The 14,831-nt window shown below is 67.4% G+C and carries 14 protein-coding genes and 1 pseudogene; 6 read left to right on the forward strand and 9 right to left on the reverse strand.

The window, feature by feature from the left end; all coding sequences use genetic code 11:
• Window positions 1–16 precede the first annotated feature (16 nt).
• Both AC50X6_RS13825 and truB read right to left on the reverse strand, forming a co-directional pair.
• On the reverse strand, window positions 17–370 hold the full coding sequence (locus tag AC50X6_RS13825) for a hypothetical protein (RefSeq protein WP_494966776.1): 354 nt from the start codon (window positions 368–370) through the stop codon (window positions 17–19).
• Window positions 370–1,323, reverse strand: a complete 954-nt coding sequence (gene truB, locus AC50X6_RS13830) for a tRNA pseudouridine(55) synthase TruB (RefSeq protein WP_494966777.1) — start codon at window positions 1,321–1,323, stop codon at window positions 370–372. Before truB ends, AC50X6_RS13825 begins: the two co-directional genes overlap by 1 nt.
• A gap of 111 nt (window positions 1,324–1,434) precedes the next feature.
• Here truB and AC50X6_RS13835 point away from each other — a divergent pair, with 111 nt between their 5' ends.
• Window positions 1,435–2,592: a pyridoxal phosphate-dependent aminotransferase gene (locus tag AC50X6_RS13835; RefSeq protein WP_494966778.1), complete on the forward strand. Its 1,158-nt coding sequence runs from the start codon at window positions 1,435–1,437 to the stop codon at window positions 2,590–2,592.
• 124 nt (window positions 2,593–2,716) lie between these two features.
• Window positions 2,717–2,923, forward strand: coding sequence for a hypothetical protein (locus tag AC50X6_RS13840; protein WP_494966779.1), 207 nt, complete (start codon window positions 2,717–2,719; stop codon window positions 2,921–2,923).
• A gap of 48 nt (window positions 2,924–2,971) precedes the next feature.
• Here the strand turns inward: AC50X6_RS13840 and trxA are convergent, their stop codons facing one another.
• Both trxA and AC50X6_RS13850 read right to left on the reverse strand, forming a co-directional pair.
• On the reverse strand, window positions 2,972–3,409 hold the full coding sequence (trxA, locus tag AC50X6_RS13845) for a thioredoxin (protein ID WP_494966780.1): 438 nt from the start codon (window positions 3,407–3,409) through the stop codon (window positions 2,972–2,974).
• 128 nt (window positions 3,410–3,537) lie between these two features.
• A pseudogene (locus AC50X6_RS13850) lies at window positions 3,538–3,958 on the reverse strand (tRNA-specific adenosine deaminase).
• A 191-nt stretch (window positions 3,959–4,149) separates the two neighbouring features.
• On the opposite strand from AC50X6_RS13850, the gene AC50X6_RS13855 reads away from it, so the two are divergent.
• Window positions 4,150–5,274, forward strand: coding sequence for a ScyD/ScyE family protein (locus AC50X6_RS13855; protein WP_494966781.1), 1,125 nt, complete (start codon window positions 4,150–4,152; stop codon window positions 5,272–5,274).
• Window positions 5,275–5,357: 83 nt separating this feature from the next.
• On the opposite strand, the gene rbfA is transcribed toward AC50X6_RS13855, so the two are convergent.
• The 5 genes from rbfA to rimP all read right to left on the reverse strand — a co-directional run bounded on the left by rbfA (window position 5,358) and on the right by rimP (window position 11,313).
• On the reverse strand, window positions 5,358–5,882 hold the full coding sequence (gene rbfA / locus AC50X6_RS13860) for a 30S ribosome-binding factor RbfA (RefSeq protein WP_494966782.1): 525 nt from the start codon (window positions 5,880–5,882) through the stop codon (window positions 5,358–5,360).
• Between the two features lie 251 nt (window positions 5,883–6,133).
• The gene (gene infB / locus AC50X6_RS13865; RefSeq protein WP_494966783.1) at window positions 6,134–9,040 is read right to left on the reverse strand and encodes a translation initiation factor IF-2; all 2,907 of its coding nucleotides are present in this window, start codon (window positions 9,038–9,040) and stop codon (window positions 6,134–6,136) included.
• A gap of 152 nt (window positions 9,041–9,192) precedes the next feature.
• The gene (locus AC50X6_RS13870) at window positions 9,193–9,534 is read right to left on the reverse strand and encodes a YlxR family protein (RefSeq protein WP_494966784.1); all 342 of its coding nucleotides are present in this window, start codon (window positions 9,532–9,534) and stop codon (window positions 9,193–9,195) included.
• 181 nt (window positions 9,535–9,715) lie between these two features.
• Complete coding sequence (gene nusA / locus AC50X6_RS13875; protein ID WP_494966785.1) at window positions 9,716–10,696, reverse strand: transcription termination factor NusA; 981 nt, start codon at window positions 10,694–10,696, stop codon at window positions 9,716–9,718.
• Window positions 10,696–11,313 carry a ribosome maturation factor RimP gene (rimP, locus tag AC50X6_RS13880; protein ID WP_494966786.1) on the reverse strand — a complete coding sequence of 206 codons (618 nt, stop codon included), beginning with the start codon at window positions 11,311–11,313 and terminating at the stop codon, window positions 10,696–10,698. Before rimP ends, nusA begins: the two co-directional genes overlap by 1 nt.
• A 115-nt stretch (window positions 11,314–11,428) precedes the next feature.
• Here rimP and AC50X6_RS13885 point away from each other — a divergent pair, with 115 nt between their 5' ends.
• The 3 genes from AC50X6_RS13885 to AC50X6_RS13895 all read left to right on the forward strand — a co-directional run bounded on the left by AC50X6_RS13885 (window position 11,429) and on the right by AC50X6_RS13895 (window position 14,510).
• Entirely contained in the window at window positions 11,429–12,565 is a 1,137-nt protein-coding gene (locus AC50X6_RS13885; RefSeq protein WP_494966787.1) for a DUF4439 domain-containing protein, read from the forward strand.
• 97 nt (window positions 12,566–12,662) lie between these two features.
• Window positions 12,663–13,391, forward strand: coding sequence for a VIT1/CCC1 transporter family protein (locus AC50X6_RS13890; protein ID WP_494966788.1), 729 nt, complete (start codon window positions 12,663–12,665; stop codon window positions 13,389–13,391).
• Between the two features lie 72 nt (window positions 13,392–13,463).
• Window positions 13,464–14,510, forward strand: a complete 1,047-nt coding sequence (locus AC50X6_RS13895) for an aminoglycoside phosphotransferase family protein (protein ID WP_494966789.1) — start codon at window positions 13,464–13,466, stop codon at window positions 14,508–14,510.
• Window positions 14,511–14,831: the final 321 nt, after the last annotated feature.

Raw genomic sequence — 14,831 nt, forward strand, 5'->3', positions numbered from 1 at the left:
CGTTGCCTCTTCCACGTCAATACCAAATCTGATTCATTCGGGCCGCCATCACCACGGCGGTGACGCCGACGGCGGCCAGGACGAAGTTGCTCCAGCGCGTGCGTTCCAGAACGGACCAGTACACCGCGCCAACCGGCAGCATCAGCGCTGTCAGCAGATATCCCCAAAACTCCCACGGCTCCCCCGCCATCGGCTCCCCGGCAATGACCCGGACGATCGAGCCGACGAGGTACACCAGCAGAGACAGTTCGACGGCGGCCACCGACAGGATCGTCGTGTCGTTCGGGGCCTTCTTCAGCAGGCCCGCGGTGAGGCAGATAACTGTCGAGACCAGCCCGGCCACCAGGATGATGTAGAAATACGCGTCCACTACTGGTCTGCCTGCTGCTCCGCCGTGGACTGCTTCGCGGCGCGCTTCTCGTTGTCCGGCGCGAAGACCAGCACGGGCTTGGCGTAGCTTCCCGAGTCAGCCAGCAGCGCCACGAGGGTACCGTCCGGCGCGAAGGCGGCGGCGGGCTTTTCCGCCGTCGGGGCGTCCGGGGTGCCGGCCGACGGTCCGGAGGCGATCCTGCGGCCGAAGGAAATCTCGGTGGTTTCCTCGTCGCTGAGTTCCCGGTTCGGCATCAGTGCCCGGGCAGCCGAGGACATTTCCAGTACGTCCAATTCCTCGGCGAGCTCTTCGAGCGTCCGGGCCTGGTCCAGGGTGTACGGCCCCACCCGGGTCCGGCGAAGCGCCGTCAGATGACCGCCGACGCCGAGCGCATTGCCCAGGTCGCGGGCGAGGGCACGGATGTAGGTGCCGGAGGAGCATTCAACCGTGACGTCGACGTCGAGCGCCTCGCCGTCGCGTACCGGGCGCAGCCCGTGGACCTCGAAACGGTGGATGGTGACGGCACGTGCGGCGAGGTTGACCTCTTCGCCGGACCGGACGCGCGCGTAGGCGCGTTCGCCGTTGACCTTGATGGCGCTGACGCTGCTGGGAACCTGCGCTATTTCGCCGGTAAGGTCGGCGACGCCGGCCCGGACGGCTTCCGCGGTGACCGCGGTGGCGCTGTGCACGGCGGTGACGTCCCCTTCGGCGTCGTCGGTGACCGTCGATTCGCCGAGCCGGATGGTGGCGGTATAGGTCTTGGAGGTGCCCACGATGTAGGTCAGCAGGCGCGTGGCTTTGTTGATGCCGACCACCAGCACTCCCGTGGCCATCGGGTCCAGCGTCCCGGCATGCCCCACTTTTCGGGTACCGGCGAGCCGCCGCATCCGTCCAACCACATCGTGGCTGGTCCAGCCCTGCGGCTTGTCCACTATCACCAGTCCTGAAAGCACGCTTCCCAGTATATCTGCGCGGGACGCTCCCCCCGCCCGGCCCCGTTCTCGACCGGACCCGCCCGGAGACCCGCCCGGCCCGGCTCCTGCCCGGCGGTTAGGATGGCAGACATGCCCGAGCTAGCCGCCCATGTCCGCGACGTCCCCAGAAACCAGATCCGCGAGATCACCGAAGCCGCCTGGGCCACCCCCGGCGCGATCGTCCTGAGCATCGGGGAACCCGGCTTCGCCGTCCCCCGCCACATCCTTGAAGCAGGGATGGCGTGCCTGGACCGGGACGAAACCAACTACACCCCGAATGCCGGCATCCCGGCGCTGCGCGAGGCCTTTGCGGCGAGGTTCCGCGAACACAACGGGACGCCGGTCGGGGCGGACCGGGTGTACGTCGTCGACGGCGCCCAGCAGGGCCTTCACTTCGCGATGAGCCTGCTGCTCTCCCCCGGTGACGAGATCCTCATCCCCAACCCGGGCTACCCCACGTTCGCGATGACAAGCAGACTGCTGCACGCCGTCCCGGTGCAGTATCCGCTGTATCCGGACCATGACTTCCAGCCGCGGATCGCGGACATCGAGGAGCTCATCACGCCGCGGACCAAAGTGCTGATCCTGAATTCGCCGTCCAACCCGCTGGGCGCGGTGCTGGGCGGGGAGCTCACCCGCAGCCTCGTAGCGTTGGCCGTCCGGCATGACCTGTGGATCATTTCGGACGAATGCTACGAGGCGTTCACCTACGACGTCCCCCATGTGAGCCCGGCCCGCTTCGACAGCGAGGTTCCGGGCGAGGCCCGCATTTTCACCTCGGTGACGCTGTCCAAGACCTACGGCCTGACAGGGCTGCGCATCGGCGCGCTGATCTGCCCGCCGGGGCTGGAGCAGAAGATGAACAACGTCATGGAGTCGATCGTCTCCTGCGTCGCGTCGCCCTCGCAGTACGCGGGGCTCGCCGCGCTCACCGGCCCGCAGGACTACATCGCCCATGCCCACGCCCACTACCGCGCGAACCGGGATGCGGCTTCCGCCGTGCTCGAATCCAGGGGGATCCCCTTCCTCACCGCGCAGGGGGCGTTCTACCTCTGGGCGGACATGTCCCATGCAAGCGGCGGGGACGTCCGGTCCTGGGTCCGGCGTTTCCTGGCCGACTCCGGAGTGGCGTTCGCCCCGGGCACTGCCTTCGGCTCGATCGGTGAGGGCTGGATCCGGATTGCCCTCTGCAGCAGCAAGGCGGACCTGGTGGAAGGACTCAACCGCCTCCCGGCCCGGCTCCCCTGACGGGTCTCTCCCCCCTTTAGAACGCCTCTACCGCAGGGACGCCTTAGCCCTTAGCCTGAGCCCAGGGCGTTTTCCGCCCGGTTGGTCAACGGACCGGGTTCCCGGTTCAGTCGGGGAGGTACTCATGTGGTGGCAGGATTTGTTGTGGGGCATCTGGAACGGGCTGACGGCGTGGATCGTGTTGATCGTCCATATCTTCGGACAGTGGAGCGAATTCCCGTTCTACAACACCGCCCGCGCCGGAAACTGGTATGACGTCGGCTTCCTGCTGGGCATGGGTTCGCCCGTCCTGGGCGGTCTGGGCGCCAGGGGCCGCTCGAAGCGCCGCTGAGGCACCGGTAGCACGGCAGCACGGCACCACGACGGCGGATTCCTGGCCTCAGGTGGCGCCCGCAGCCAGGGCCCCGTCCAGCCAGCTGCGCAGGGCCGCCGCCGGCGGTGCCCCCGCCTGACGGGCCACGACCTGGCCGCCCCTGATCAGGAGCAAGGTAGGGATTGCCTGGACATCGAAGCGGCGCGAGAGTTGGGGTGACTTGTCGACGTCGACCTTGACGAGCTTGACTTGCCCGGCCCGCTCCCGGGCCAGCTTGTCCAGCACGGGACTGACCATCCGGCATGGCCCGCACCAGGCGGCCCAGAAGTCGACTAGCGCCGGCGTCGAGGACTGCTCGGCGACCACCCCGAAGTCCGCGTCGCCGGCTTCCACGATCCAAGGCAGATCCTTGCGGCAGTTGCCGCAGCGCGGGTGGCCGGCGGCCACCGTCGGAACCCGGTTGGTTTTCCCGCAATGGGGGCATTTAATCAGACTCAAGTCCACGGCCGCCCGCTGTCCGCCGTCCTGGCTGTCATGATTCCTGTCCGCGCTGTCATGGTTCCATCAGACGCCACGAGGAGGAGCGGATCAAGAGTCAGATGTCCCGCCGGCGTCGGCGGCCGAGGCAGGCCTCAGTACCCGGTGCGGTCCGGGTTGGCGTGCCATGCCTGGAAGGGAAGGCCCGACGCCGGAACGGCCGTGTGGCGTACCGGCATCAGTTCCGGCCGGATCCCGTCGAAGTACTCATAGAAGACGGCGTCGTCGAAGCCGGCTGCAGCGGCCGCGTTTCGGTCCGCCGCGAAGTAGAGCACAGCACCGCGGAGATCGAAGGTGGCCGTGGCTGCGGCGGCCCTGCGGATGGCGACGACCTCGGCGTGGGCTGTGGGATCGTTGTCCCGTGTTACCCGGTTGACGCCCCCCGAAGGTCCGGCCGTCCGCGGTGACCACAAGCGCCCCAAACGGACCGCCGCCGTCGGCCACACTTGCCACCGCGAGCCGGATGGCCTGGTCCAGAAAGTCGTTGACATCGGGGGCTGGGAGTGGCGTGAGCATGGTCCGATCCTAGCCAGCCGGCCGCCGTGGGCCGCGGGCGGCCCGCAGTGGGTTACGGAAAGCATCGACTTTGGCGGCCCGACGGATTAAGATCCGATCTTGGGGGCAGCCGTGGTTTTCCCGCCCGCCGTATCGCCGGTCTCATTGGTCTCGTGCTGTGGATTCTTCATCACTCGCCACTGGAGCAAACCATGAAAAAGAAACTGTCATTGCTAGCCTCGGTTGCCACCGCAGCCGTGTTCCTCTCGGCCGGGTCGGCTGGTGCAGCCGCCGACGGGACCTCGACCGGGAATTCCCCGGTCCAACTCGCTGACGGACTAGTGGGGCCGCTTCATATCAGTGCCGGGAGCAACGGCTCGGTCACGGTGAGTGAAGAGTTCGCCGGCCGGCTGACCCGGATCGACTCCGACGGGAAGAAGAAGGTCCTCTACGAAGCCGCGGACTGGGACATCGCCGGAAATACGCAGTGGCAGGGCTCGACGTATTTCCTCGAAAGCCAGGGGGCCGGGCCGGGTGACCAACGCGACCTCGTCGGCCACATCCGGATCATCGATGACGACGGCGGCCAGCGGACGCTTGGCGATTTCGCCGCCCTGGAAAGGGACGGCAACGCCGACGGCAAAACCCGGTACGGCTTCAGCGACCTGCCTGATGGCTGCGCTGCACTGTTGCCGCCGGAGATACCGGTCAGCTACACGGGCGAAGTGGATTCCCATCCGTACGGCATTGCCGTGACCGAACACACCATCTACGTTGCCGATGCCGGGGCCAACAGTGTGGTGTCCGTGGACGTCGAGACCGGCACGACGAAGACCATCGCCGTGCTGCCGCCGCGGCCCTACAAGATCACCGCTGAAGTTGCGGCCTCCAACAACCTGCCGGACTGCGTGGTGGGGACGAGCTACGAATTCGAGGCGGTGCCCACCGACCTTGCTGTCGGCCCTGATGGCTGGCTGTACGTCACCTCGCTTCCGGGCGGACCGGAGGACCCGGCGCTCGGTGCCCGCGGCGCGATCTTCAAGGTGAACCCGGACGACGACGATGTGAAGCTCGTTGCCGACGGGATCATGTCCCCCACCGGGCTGGTCCTTGACGACGACGGCGACATGTATGTCGCATCGCTGTTCGGCGAGGGTGTCCTCAAGATCGACCGGGAATCCGGCGAACAGACAGTCGTGCTCGCCGCGGCCCTGACTGCCGACGTCGCCCTCCGCGGACACAAGCTGTATGCGACGGCCAATGCCCTCGGGTCGAACGGCCAGGTGGTGTATCTCAAGCTGGACCACGGCTCGGACGATCGCGACAGCGGCTCCTGAGCGGACCACCCGCAGAACAAAGATGGCCGGCCCCGAAATAGGGGCCGGCCGGCTCGCTGCAGAAATCCTGCGGTGCTGCGGGACTACTTGTTGCTGTCCTCGTCGACGTCGTCCTTGTCAGTAAGGTCAGAGTCCTCTTCGTCGAAGTCGTCTTCGTCGAAATCGTCTTCGTCGAGGTCCACGTCCTCGGGAGTGTCACTCTTGTACGGGTCTGGGTCGCCGGCGTGCTGCGCACTTGCCGCGAGTGCGGCCACTTCGGCGTCGCGCTTCTTGGCGGCCCGGAGCAGTTCCTCAAGGTTGGAGGCGTTGACCGGGATCTGGTCGGCAACAAACTCCAGGGTCGGGGTCAGCCGGACAGTGATGTTCCGGCCCACCTCTTGCCGAAGCACGCCCCTGGCCTTCTCCAGCCCCTTCGCCGCTTCGGCCTGGACCAGCTCGTCGCCGAACACCGTGTAGTAGATCGTGGCATGCTGCAGATCATTGGTCACGCGGGCATCAGTGACAGTAATACCCTCAAGCCGCGGATCCTTGACCCTCCGGCCCAAAGCCTCAGCAACAACAACCTTAATCCGCTGCGCCAACTTGGCAGCCCGTGCGGGATCAGCCATTTCCACTCCTAAATATTTGGATGTACGACGGCGCCGGGGCAACTGGCGTACACCGGTTGGGTTGTCATGCCACGCGCCTAAGGTGAGTCCACGACGGACTCCCGTTGGGTTTTTCCCGGCGGCCTGGGAGTGGCATCGGGCCTGCCGGAGCTGGGCGGCAAAGGATCGCAGATCCTATGCCGCCCAGCGAAGGGGCGGGGCCGCCGGGAAAAACCCAACGGCCCCGCACCTCTTACACACCAGACTTCAGACTAGACGCGCGGCTTTTCGCGCATCTCGAAGGTCTCGATGGTGTCACCCTCGTTGATGTCGTTGAACGAGCCAAGACCGATACCACACTCGAAGTCCGTGCGGACCTCGGTGGCGTCGTCCTTGAAGCGCTTGAGCGTCTCAACGGCGAGATTGTCACCGATGATCTTGCCGTCGCGGCTGATGCGGGCCTTCGCGTTGCGTCGGATAACACCCGAGCGGACGATTGAGCCTGCAATGTTGCCGAACTTGGACGAACGGAACACTTCGCGGACCTCAGCGGTGCCAAGCTGGACTTCTTCGAACTCCGGCTTGAGCATGCCCTTGAGGGCCAACTCGATGTCATCAATTGCTGCGTAGATGACGGAGTAGAAGCGCATGTCCACGCCTTCGCGGTCTGCCAGTTCGGCAACACGCTCGGCGGGCTTGACGTTGAAGCCGATGATGACGGCGCTGTCGACCGTTGCCAGGTTGACGTCGTTCTGCGTGATAGCACCGACACCGCGGTGGATGATGCGCAGCTGGACGCCTTCGCCGACGTCGATCTTGAGCAGCGCGTCCTCGAGGGCTTCCACGGCACCGGACACGTCACCCTTGAGGATGAGGTTGAGGGTGTCGATCTTGCCTTCGGCGACGGCCTGGTCGAAGTCTTCCAGGCTGATGCGCTTGCGGCGCTTGGCCAGCGCGGCGTTGCGGTCGGCGGTTTCACGCTTCTCGGCGATCTGACGGGCGGTGCGCTCGTCAGCGGTCACGAAGAACGTGTCACCGGCGCGGGGGACGTTGGACAGACCCAGGACCTGCACCGGGCGGGACGGGCCGGCCTCGGTCAGGACGCTGCCGTCGTCGTCGAACATCGCCCGGACACGGCCGTGCGCCGTGCCAGCCACGATGGTGTCGCCGACGTGCAGGGTGCCGGACTGAACCAGGACGGTGGCCACGGAACCGCGGCCCTTGTCCAGGTTGGCTTCAATCGCGATACCGCGGGCATCCTTGTTCGGGTTGGCGCGCATGTCCAGGGCAGCGTCTGCGGTCAGCAGAACGGCCTCGAGCAGCTCGTCGATGTTGAGGTTCTGGCGGGCAGAGACCTCCACGAACATGGTGTCGCCACCGTACTCTTCCGGAACCAGCCCGTATTCGGTCAGCTGGCCGCGGACCTTCTCCGGGTTGGCGCCTTCCTTGTCGATCTTGTTTACGGCCACCACGATCGGCACGTTGGCCGCCTGTGCGTGGTTGAGGGCCTCAACGGTTTGAGGCATCACGCCGTCGTCCGCTGCGACCACCAGGATGGCGATGTCGGTGACCTTCGCACCACGGGCACGCATGGCGGTGAACGCCTCGTGGCCCGGAGTATCGATGAAGGTGATCTTGCGATCGATGCCTTCGTGCGGGTGGGTGACCTGGTAGGCACCGATGTGCTGCGTGATGCCGCCGTGCTCGCCCGCCATAACGTCGGACTTGCGGATGGCATCGAGCAGGCGGGTCTTACCGTGGTCAACGTGACCCATGACGGTGACCACCGGAGGACGTGCCTCGAGGTCCTCATCACCTTCGGCTTCCAGCTCGGCTTCGAAGTCGATGTCGAAGCCGGAGAGCAGCTCGCGCTCCTCGTCCTCCGGTGAGACGACCTGGAGTTTGTAGCCAAGCTCCTCGCCGAGCAGTGCGAAGGTCTCTTCATCCAGCGACTGCGTGGCCGTAGCCATTTCGCCGAGGTGGAAGAGGACGGTCACCAGTGCGGCGGGGTTCGCCTCGATCTTGTCGGCAAAGTCCGTGATGGACGAGCCACGGCGAAGCCGGACGATGGTGTTGCCGTCGCCGCGGGGCACACTGACGCCACCCAGCGACGGAGCACTCATCTGCTCGAGTTCCTGGCGCTTGGCACGCTTCGACTTGCGCTGCTTGCCACGGCCTGCGCCGCCCTTACCGAAAGCACCCTGGGTTCCACCGCGACCGCGGCCACCCTTGCCGAAGCCACCGCCGGCCGGGGCGCCGCCGCCGGCACCGGGAGCACCGGTACCCGGCGCGCCACCCGGACGGCCCGGACCACGGGCGCCGCCACCGGGACGGCCTGCACCGGCCGGTGCGGGACGTTCCGTGCGGTTCGGCATCATGCCGGGAGTCGGACGGTTTCCGCCGGCTCCTGCCGGACGGCCGGCGCCGGCAGCGCCGGCCGGACGCGGAGCACCCGGACGGGCACCCGGAGCGCCACCGGTGCGGGGAGCACCCGGCCGGGGACCCCCTGCGCCTGCTGCGGGACGCGGGCCGCCGGGGCGTTCGCCCTCGGTGCGGTTGCCGCCCGGACGCGGCATGCCCTGGGAAGGAGCAAAGGGGTTGTTGCCCGGACGCGAAGGACGTTCGTTGTCGCCGCCGCGGCCCCGGGGCATGCCCTGGGACGTAGCGAACGGGTTGTTGCCGGGACGGGGACCGCCCGGGCGGGGTGCCGAACCGCCCTGGCGTGCCGGAGCAGCCGGAGCTTCAGCCTTCGGAGCAGGCCGTGCGCCGGGCTTGATGCCCGTCGACGGTGCCGCCGTCGGTGCAGCAGCCGACGGCGCAGCCGGAGCCTGTCCAGCGGGTGCCGACGGTGCGGCGAACGGTGCCGGAGCAGCCGTCGCCGGAGCCTCAGTCCTGGTTGCTGCTGGCTGCGCCGGGGCACCGGGCGCTGCCGGAGCCGGCGCGGGCGCCGGACGGGTTGCCGAGGGGCTGGCGGGTGCCTTGGGGGCGGACGCAGGCGCTTCAGACTTCGGAGCTGCTGCTGCGTCGGGGAATGCGTTGCGGAGTTTCCTCACAACGGGTGCCTCAATGGTGGAAGAGGCGGAGCGAACGAATTCGCCCAGTTCCTGCAGTTTGGTGACTGCATCTTTGGAAGTAATACCGAGCTCTTTAGCAAGCTCATGCACGCGGACCTTGGCCACATTTCTCCTGTCTCGGTCCGCACCGAGCCAGGCACGAACCGTCTACTTCTTAATGCGGACCTCCGCCGCGAGTGCGGCTGAAAGGTCCATTGCTGAGCGCAACAAAGTTGTCATCGTTGCGCACTCATCGCTGGGAACTCATCGGGTTTCCATCAGTTTTCTGACCCGCTTTCAGGTTGGACGGTTGTTGCTGCGGCCACCGGAGTGTCCACGGCTTTCGTGACTGCGGTGATCCGGCGTTCGACGTCGGTTGTTCCGGTTGCGCCGTTGAGGGCGCGACCGAACGCTCGACGTTTGACCGCCAGTGCCAGGCACTTCTCGCCGGGGTGCAGCCATGCACCCCGGCCAGCCATCCGGCGTCGTTCATCCAGTACGACGGCGGATGAACCGCTGCCGTCGGCGACGAGCCGGAGTAACTCAGACCGCGGGCCCTTTTTCCGGCATCCGATACAGGTGCGCTGGGGCTGATTCTCGAGGTGTTGCACTTGTGCCACTTCCGAGTATCTTCCTGCCATTACATATCTGCCGGCCCTAGCATCCGGATGAAAACCCGGGTGTGCTGAGGGCACACGGATACCGGCCGTTAGGCGCGGTCATGTCTAGTCTAGCCCCAGAAGCGTCCGTGCCCCGAACCTGCGGGGACGCGGACGCCGGCGGGCGGACCCGAACTGCGGCCTATCTGTCGCGGTTCACCGCGGCGTCCGAGACGATGTCGATCCGCCAGCCGGTGAGCTTGGCGGCCAGGCGCGCGTTCTGGCCTTCCTTGCCGATCGCGAGGGAGAGTTGATAGTCCGGAACCACCACGCGGGCGGAGCGGGTTGCCTCGTCCGTGATGGTGACCGAATTCACGCGCGACGGCGAGAGTGCACTGGCGATAAAGGTCGCCGGATCGTCGCTGTAGTCGACGATGTCGATCTTCTCATCGTTCAATTCGGTCATGACGGCGCGGACACGCGACCCCATCTCACCGATGCAGGCACCCTTGGCATTGACGCCGGGGGTGTTGGCCTTGACCGCCATTTTGGTGCGGTGCCCGGCTTCGCGTGCCAGTGCCACGATCTCCACGGAACGGTCGGCGATCTCCGGGACTTCCAGTTCGAAGAGCTTCCGGACGAGGCCCGGGTGCGAGCGGGACAGCGTGATGGAGGGACCCTTGGTGCCGCGGTGAACGTCGATCACAAAGGCGCGGAGCCGGTTGCCGTGGGTGTACTTCTCCCCCGGGACCTGCTCAGGCGGCGGCAGCAGTGCCTCCACGGTGCCCAGGTTGACCTGGATCATGTGCGGGTTGTTGCCCTGCTGGATGGTTCCGGAAACCAGTTCGCCTTCGCGGCCCTTGAACTCGCCGAGCACATTGTCGTCCTCGACATCGCGCAGACGCTGCAGGATGATCTGACGTGCGGTGCTGGCAGCGATGCGGCCGAAGCCCGCGGGGGTGTCCTCGAATTCGCCGATGGGGGCGCCGTCGTCGTCGATCTCGGTAGCCCAGATGGTCACATGGCCGCTCTTGCGGTCCAGCTCGGCGCGGGCGGTCTCGAAAGCACCCGGCGTCTTGTGGTATGCAACCAGCAGCGCCTGCTCGATCGTCGGGATCAGGAGATCCAGAGGGATTTCACGCTCACGCTCCAGAAGTCTCAGCGCGCTCATGTCAATATCCATTAGGCCTCCTCAGAAGGTCCATTGTGTGCGTTCTCCAGACCAGCCTCATCGAGGTGGCTGAACTCTACTTCGACTTTTCCGCTACGGATCCTGTCGAAAGGAAGTTTGACGGGCTCGCCCTGCTTGGCTTTCATGCCCTTCTTGACTGCGATCTCGGGGATCAGCGTCACGCCGTGATCGTCAACAGACTGGACCCGGCCAGTGACGTTCTCGCCCTGCAGGACATTGACCTTGACCATCCTGCCTCGGGCCCGGTGCCAGTGCCGCTCTTCGGTGAGGGGACGCCCGACGCCGGGCGAGGAAACCTCAAGCTCGTAGGGGCGCGAGTCCGTGCTGGGATCGTTGTCCAGGGTGTCGGAGAGGGTCTTGGAGATCTCGGCGATAACGTCGAGGCCAACTCCACCGGTTTCCTCCTGCGGCAGGTCCACCACAACGTGGACCACCCGGTTGGCGCCGGCGACGTGAATGGAGACGTCCTCCAGATACAGCCGGTTCGCCAGCACTTCGGGCTCGAGGAGGGCGTGCAGCCGCTCGGCCTCGAAGTTGTGTGCGGGTGCGGCTTCAGCCTTACCCGTCCCGGTCCGGTCTGTCGAAGTCGTGGCTTCTGCGTTGGTCATGATGCCGGCCGCCTCCCGCTAGATGATGTTGTGGGTACTAGCGTAGCGATTTTCCGCGCGCCGTGGTGCACTTCAGTTCCCGGCCGGCATGCCAACCATGACAATATTGTCTGTTGTGAAAGATGACACCGGGGAAAAGCGGGGACGGGAGCTCTTCGCGCGCATCGCGCTCCTCAGCGTGCTCGCCCTGGTGGTGGCAAGCCTGGGCGTGGCCCTGACACCCGGCAGCCACCCGGAGCCCGCCGCACCGCCCTTTTCCGAGCAGGCCAGGGCAGCGGCGCTCAGCGACGCGATGCGGCTCAGGGCTGCCGGTGCGGAACTCGGCCGGTCCGCCGCCGGCACCGGACAACCCGCGGTGGCGCGGACTGTGAGTTTGCTGACAAGCCAGGCCCGGGCCCTCCTGCTGCCGGGTGACTTGCTGCCGGGCGAGATGGTGCCGGGCCAAAGTGCACCGGCATCCTTTGCTTCGCCGGTCCCGGCCGCACCGTCAACTACCAGTTCGCCTGCTGCTCCTCCCCTGCCCATGCCGGCCGCCTCTTCGGCGCCCGCGCTGGCAACGGCGCTGGCGGCCAGCGCCTCGCAACGGCTCGCCGACGCCGCCGTGGCCGACGGCGGCATGGCACGGCTTCTGGCGTCAGTCGGAACCGCCCAGCTACTGCAGGCCTCGTCTCTGGCCGCCGCCATCGGCGCCCCGGCTCCCCCGCAGGCCGACCCTGCGGCGCCCCAGCCATCAGGCGCCTGCGCCGGAAAACCGGCGTCGCCGTCGTCGTCGGGCCCGTCCGACGGCGAGGCCAGCCTGCCCGGCGCACTTGCGGCGACAGTGCGGCGCGAGCAGGAGACCGTGTACGGCTATCAGGTGGCCCTGACCCGGCTCAGCGGCACGGCGGCGACGTTGGCCTCGGAACTGCTGGCCCGGCACGAAGCCCTCGCCACCGGCGCAGAGTCCCTGAGCCGGGTGCACTGCGTCCCGGTACCGCCGCGGGAAGCCGGCTACACCATGGCACCTGCGTTTCTGGCCTCGCCCGCCGCCGGCCTTGGAGAGCTGGAATTTTCGGCGCTGACTGTCTACGGGGATCTGCTGGCCCTGAGCGAGGGTGAGACCCGCCGATGGGCGATCGCCGGACTCGTGGGTGCCGCACGGCGGTCCGCTCTCTGGGGTTCCGGGACCGGCGCGCTCCCCGGCCTGGCGGCAGACCCGGCGGGGTTCCCGGAGCTGCCGTCACCCGGCGTGGCTCCTTCCCCGGGCGGCTGACGGCGCGTCGGCGCTGGTGATGCACCCGAAGCACGGGCTTACTTTGCTTAGCCTCATCACACTGGCCAGCCGGGGGCGCTAGTGCTTTGCTGGAGCAATGAACAGTCAAGCCGCAGCCACACTTCATGAGAACGAGCCCCACCACAACGACATCGCCCAGCGGCTGAACTGGCTCCGTGCGGGTGTCCTGGGCGCCAATGACGGCATTGTCTCCGTCGCAGCGATCGTGGTGGGCGTCGCCGGCGTCACAACCGATTCCGGCCCCATCCTCGTCGCCGGTGCTGCCGGCGTCGTGGGCGGCGCGATTTCCATGGCCCTGGGCGAGTATGTGTCCGTCAGCAGCCAGAAGGACAGCCAGCAGGACCTGATCGAGAAGGAGCGGCGCGAACTGGCCGAGCAGCCCGAGGAAGAGCTCGAGGAGCTCACCGCCATCTACCAAGGCAAGGGCCTCAGTGCGGACACGGCCCGTACCGTCGCCAAGGAACTAACCGCCCACGATGCCCTCGGCGCCCACCTTTCCGCCGAGCTCAATATCGATGAGACGGACATCGTCAGCCCGTGGCACGCGGCGCTCGCCTCCGCTATCGCGTTCCTGATCGGCGCCATCCTCCCCATGCTCGCCATCCTGTTGCCGCCGGAGAACGTCCGCGTCCCGCTGACTTTCGTGGCGGTGCTCGTGGCACTGGCGGCGACCGGTGCGCTGGGGGCGTGGATCGGCGGCGGCTCGAAGATGAAGGCGGCGCTTCGGGTGGTGGTTGGCGGCGCTGTGGCACTGGTGGCGACGTTCCTGATCGGCAACTGGCTCGGGGCCAGCGGCATCGTCTGATCCCCGGTGCGCCCGCGCGGCGCGGCAGCGGTGGCCGGGCCTCGCCGTCCAGCAGCGGCTACGCTGGATCCGATGAGCCCCACCGCAGACGTCCCGATCCCGCCCGACCTCGCCCGACGCTATGGCAGCTACGCCAGCGGACGGGACTGGCTGGCGTCGCTCCCCCGGCTGGTCAGGCACTGCCTGGCGCTGTGGCAGCTCGAGCTTGACCTCGTTCCCGGCACCCTGCCGTGGAACGGCCACGGGGCCATCGTGGTCCCGGTGCGCCGGCGGGGCGGTCACGGCGGGGGCCGGGAAGCCGCCGTCCTGAAGATCGCCTATCCGCACCAGGAAGCGCTCGTGGAACGGCACGCCCTCACCCTGTGGGGCGGCGACGGCGCCGTCCGCCTGCTGGCGGCCGACGACGGTGCCGGCGCGATGCTGCTGGAACGCCTGGACGCCGTGCGCTCCCTGCAGGACGTCCCCATGGCGACCGCCGTGCCCGTGTGGGGAACCCTGCTGCACCGGCTCAGCCTGGTGCCCGACGGCCGTGCGGAGTGGCGGGAATTCGAGCACATAGCGGCCCGGGCCGAACAATGGAGCGATGATTTGCCGCAGAGCTGGGAAGAACTCGCCCGGCCTTTCCCGCGCTGGCTGCTGGAAGCCGCGCTCGAGGTCTGCCAGACACGCGGCGCCGTCGGCCGCCGCGCCGGCAAGGACGTGCTGGTGCATACGGACCTGCACTACCTGAATATCCTGGCCCGGCCGCGCGGGGAGGGGAGCCGGGAGCGCACCAACGGCTTCGCCGCGATTGACCCCCAGCCCATGATCGGCGAAGCGGAGTTCGCCGTCGCCCCCGTGCTGTGGAACCGGATCCCGGAGCTGTCACGGGCGGATCCCCGGCGCGCCCTCCTGGAACGCTGCCGGGACTTCAGCACGGCCGCCGGGCTCGACTCCGAAACCGCACGGCAGTGGAGCCTCGCCCGTGAGGTGGAGAACGCCCTCGGCTATGCCTCGAAGCCCCGCCACGCGGGAGACCTCGCCCGCTCGCTCTGGGTCGCCAGCACGCTCGCCGGACGCACCCTGCCGGGGCTGCCCGCGCCGCACGAGCTGCCGGCGCCCGGAGCATCGCCCGGCTGAGCGGTACGCCAGGCCTTCCCGTGAGTTCGTCGGGGGTGTAGGCGGCGCCAAGACCTTTCCGCTCCCGTGGGACATGCCCATTCTTCGCACCCGGGACTGGGCACAATGGGACTTAGTCCACCCGCCGGCCCCGGCGCGGGGCATGTCCCCTTCAGGCCTGTGTCCTGTCCGGCGGGACATGCCCATTCTTCGCGCCCGGGGGCGAGTTCTAGTGATCGTTGCAACACCCCCTATGAACGGGAATTGCGACACACATGGAAACACCATCGATCAACAGTTCTTCCTTGAGGAAAAAAGCGTCTTTGAGGGAAGAACCTGGTC

The sequence above is a fragment of the Pseudarthrobacter sp. HLT1-7 genome (assembly GCF_059383435.1).

Bases quoted from the DNA above. Each gene is read 5' to 3' on its own strand.
- AC50X6_RS13835 (WP_494966778.1), top strand. From the start codon at position 1,435: ATGCCCGAGCTAGCCGCCCATGTCCGCGACGTCCCCAGAAACCAGATC.
- AC50X6_RS13840 (WP_494966779.1), top strand. From the start codon at position 2,717: ATGTGGTGGCAGGATTTGTTGTGGGGCATCTGGAACGGGCTGACGGCG.
- AC50X6_RS13855 (WP_494966781.1), top strand. From the start codon at position 4,150: ATGAAAAAGAAACTGTCATTGCTAGCCTCGGTTGCCACCGCAGCCGTG.
- rbfA (WP_494966782.1), bottom strand. From the start codon at position 5,882: ATGGCTGATCCCGCACGGGCTGCCAAGTTGGCGCAGCGGATTAAGGTT.
- nusA (WP_494966785.1), bottom strand. From the start codon at position 10,696: ATGGATATTGACATGAGCGCGCTGAGACTTCTGGAGCGTGAGCGTGAA.
- rimP (WP_494966786.1), bottom strand. From the start codon at position 11,313: ATGACCAACGCAGAAGCCACGACTTCGACAGACCGGACCGGGACGGGT.
- AC50X6_RS13890 (WP_494966788.1), top strand. From the start codon at position 12,663: ATGAACAGTCAAGCCGCAGCCACACTTCATGAGAACGAGCCCCACCAC.
- AC50X6_RS13895 (WP_494966789.1), top strand. From the start codon at position 13,464: ATGAGCCCCACCGCAGACGTCCCGATCCCGCCCGACCTCGCCCGACGC.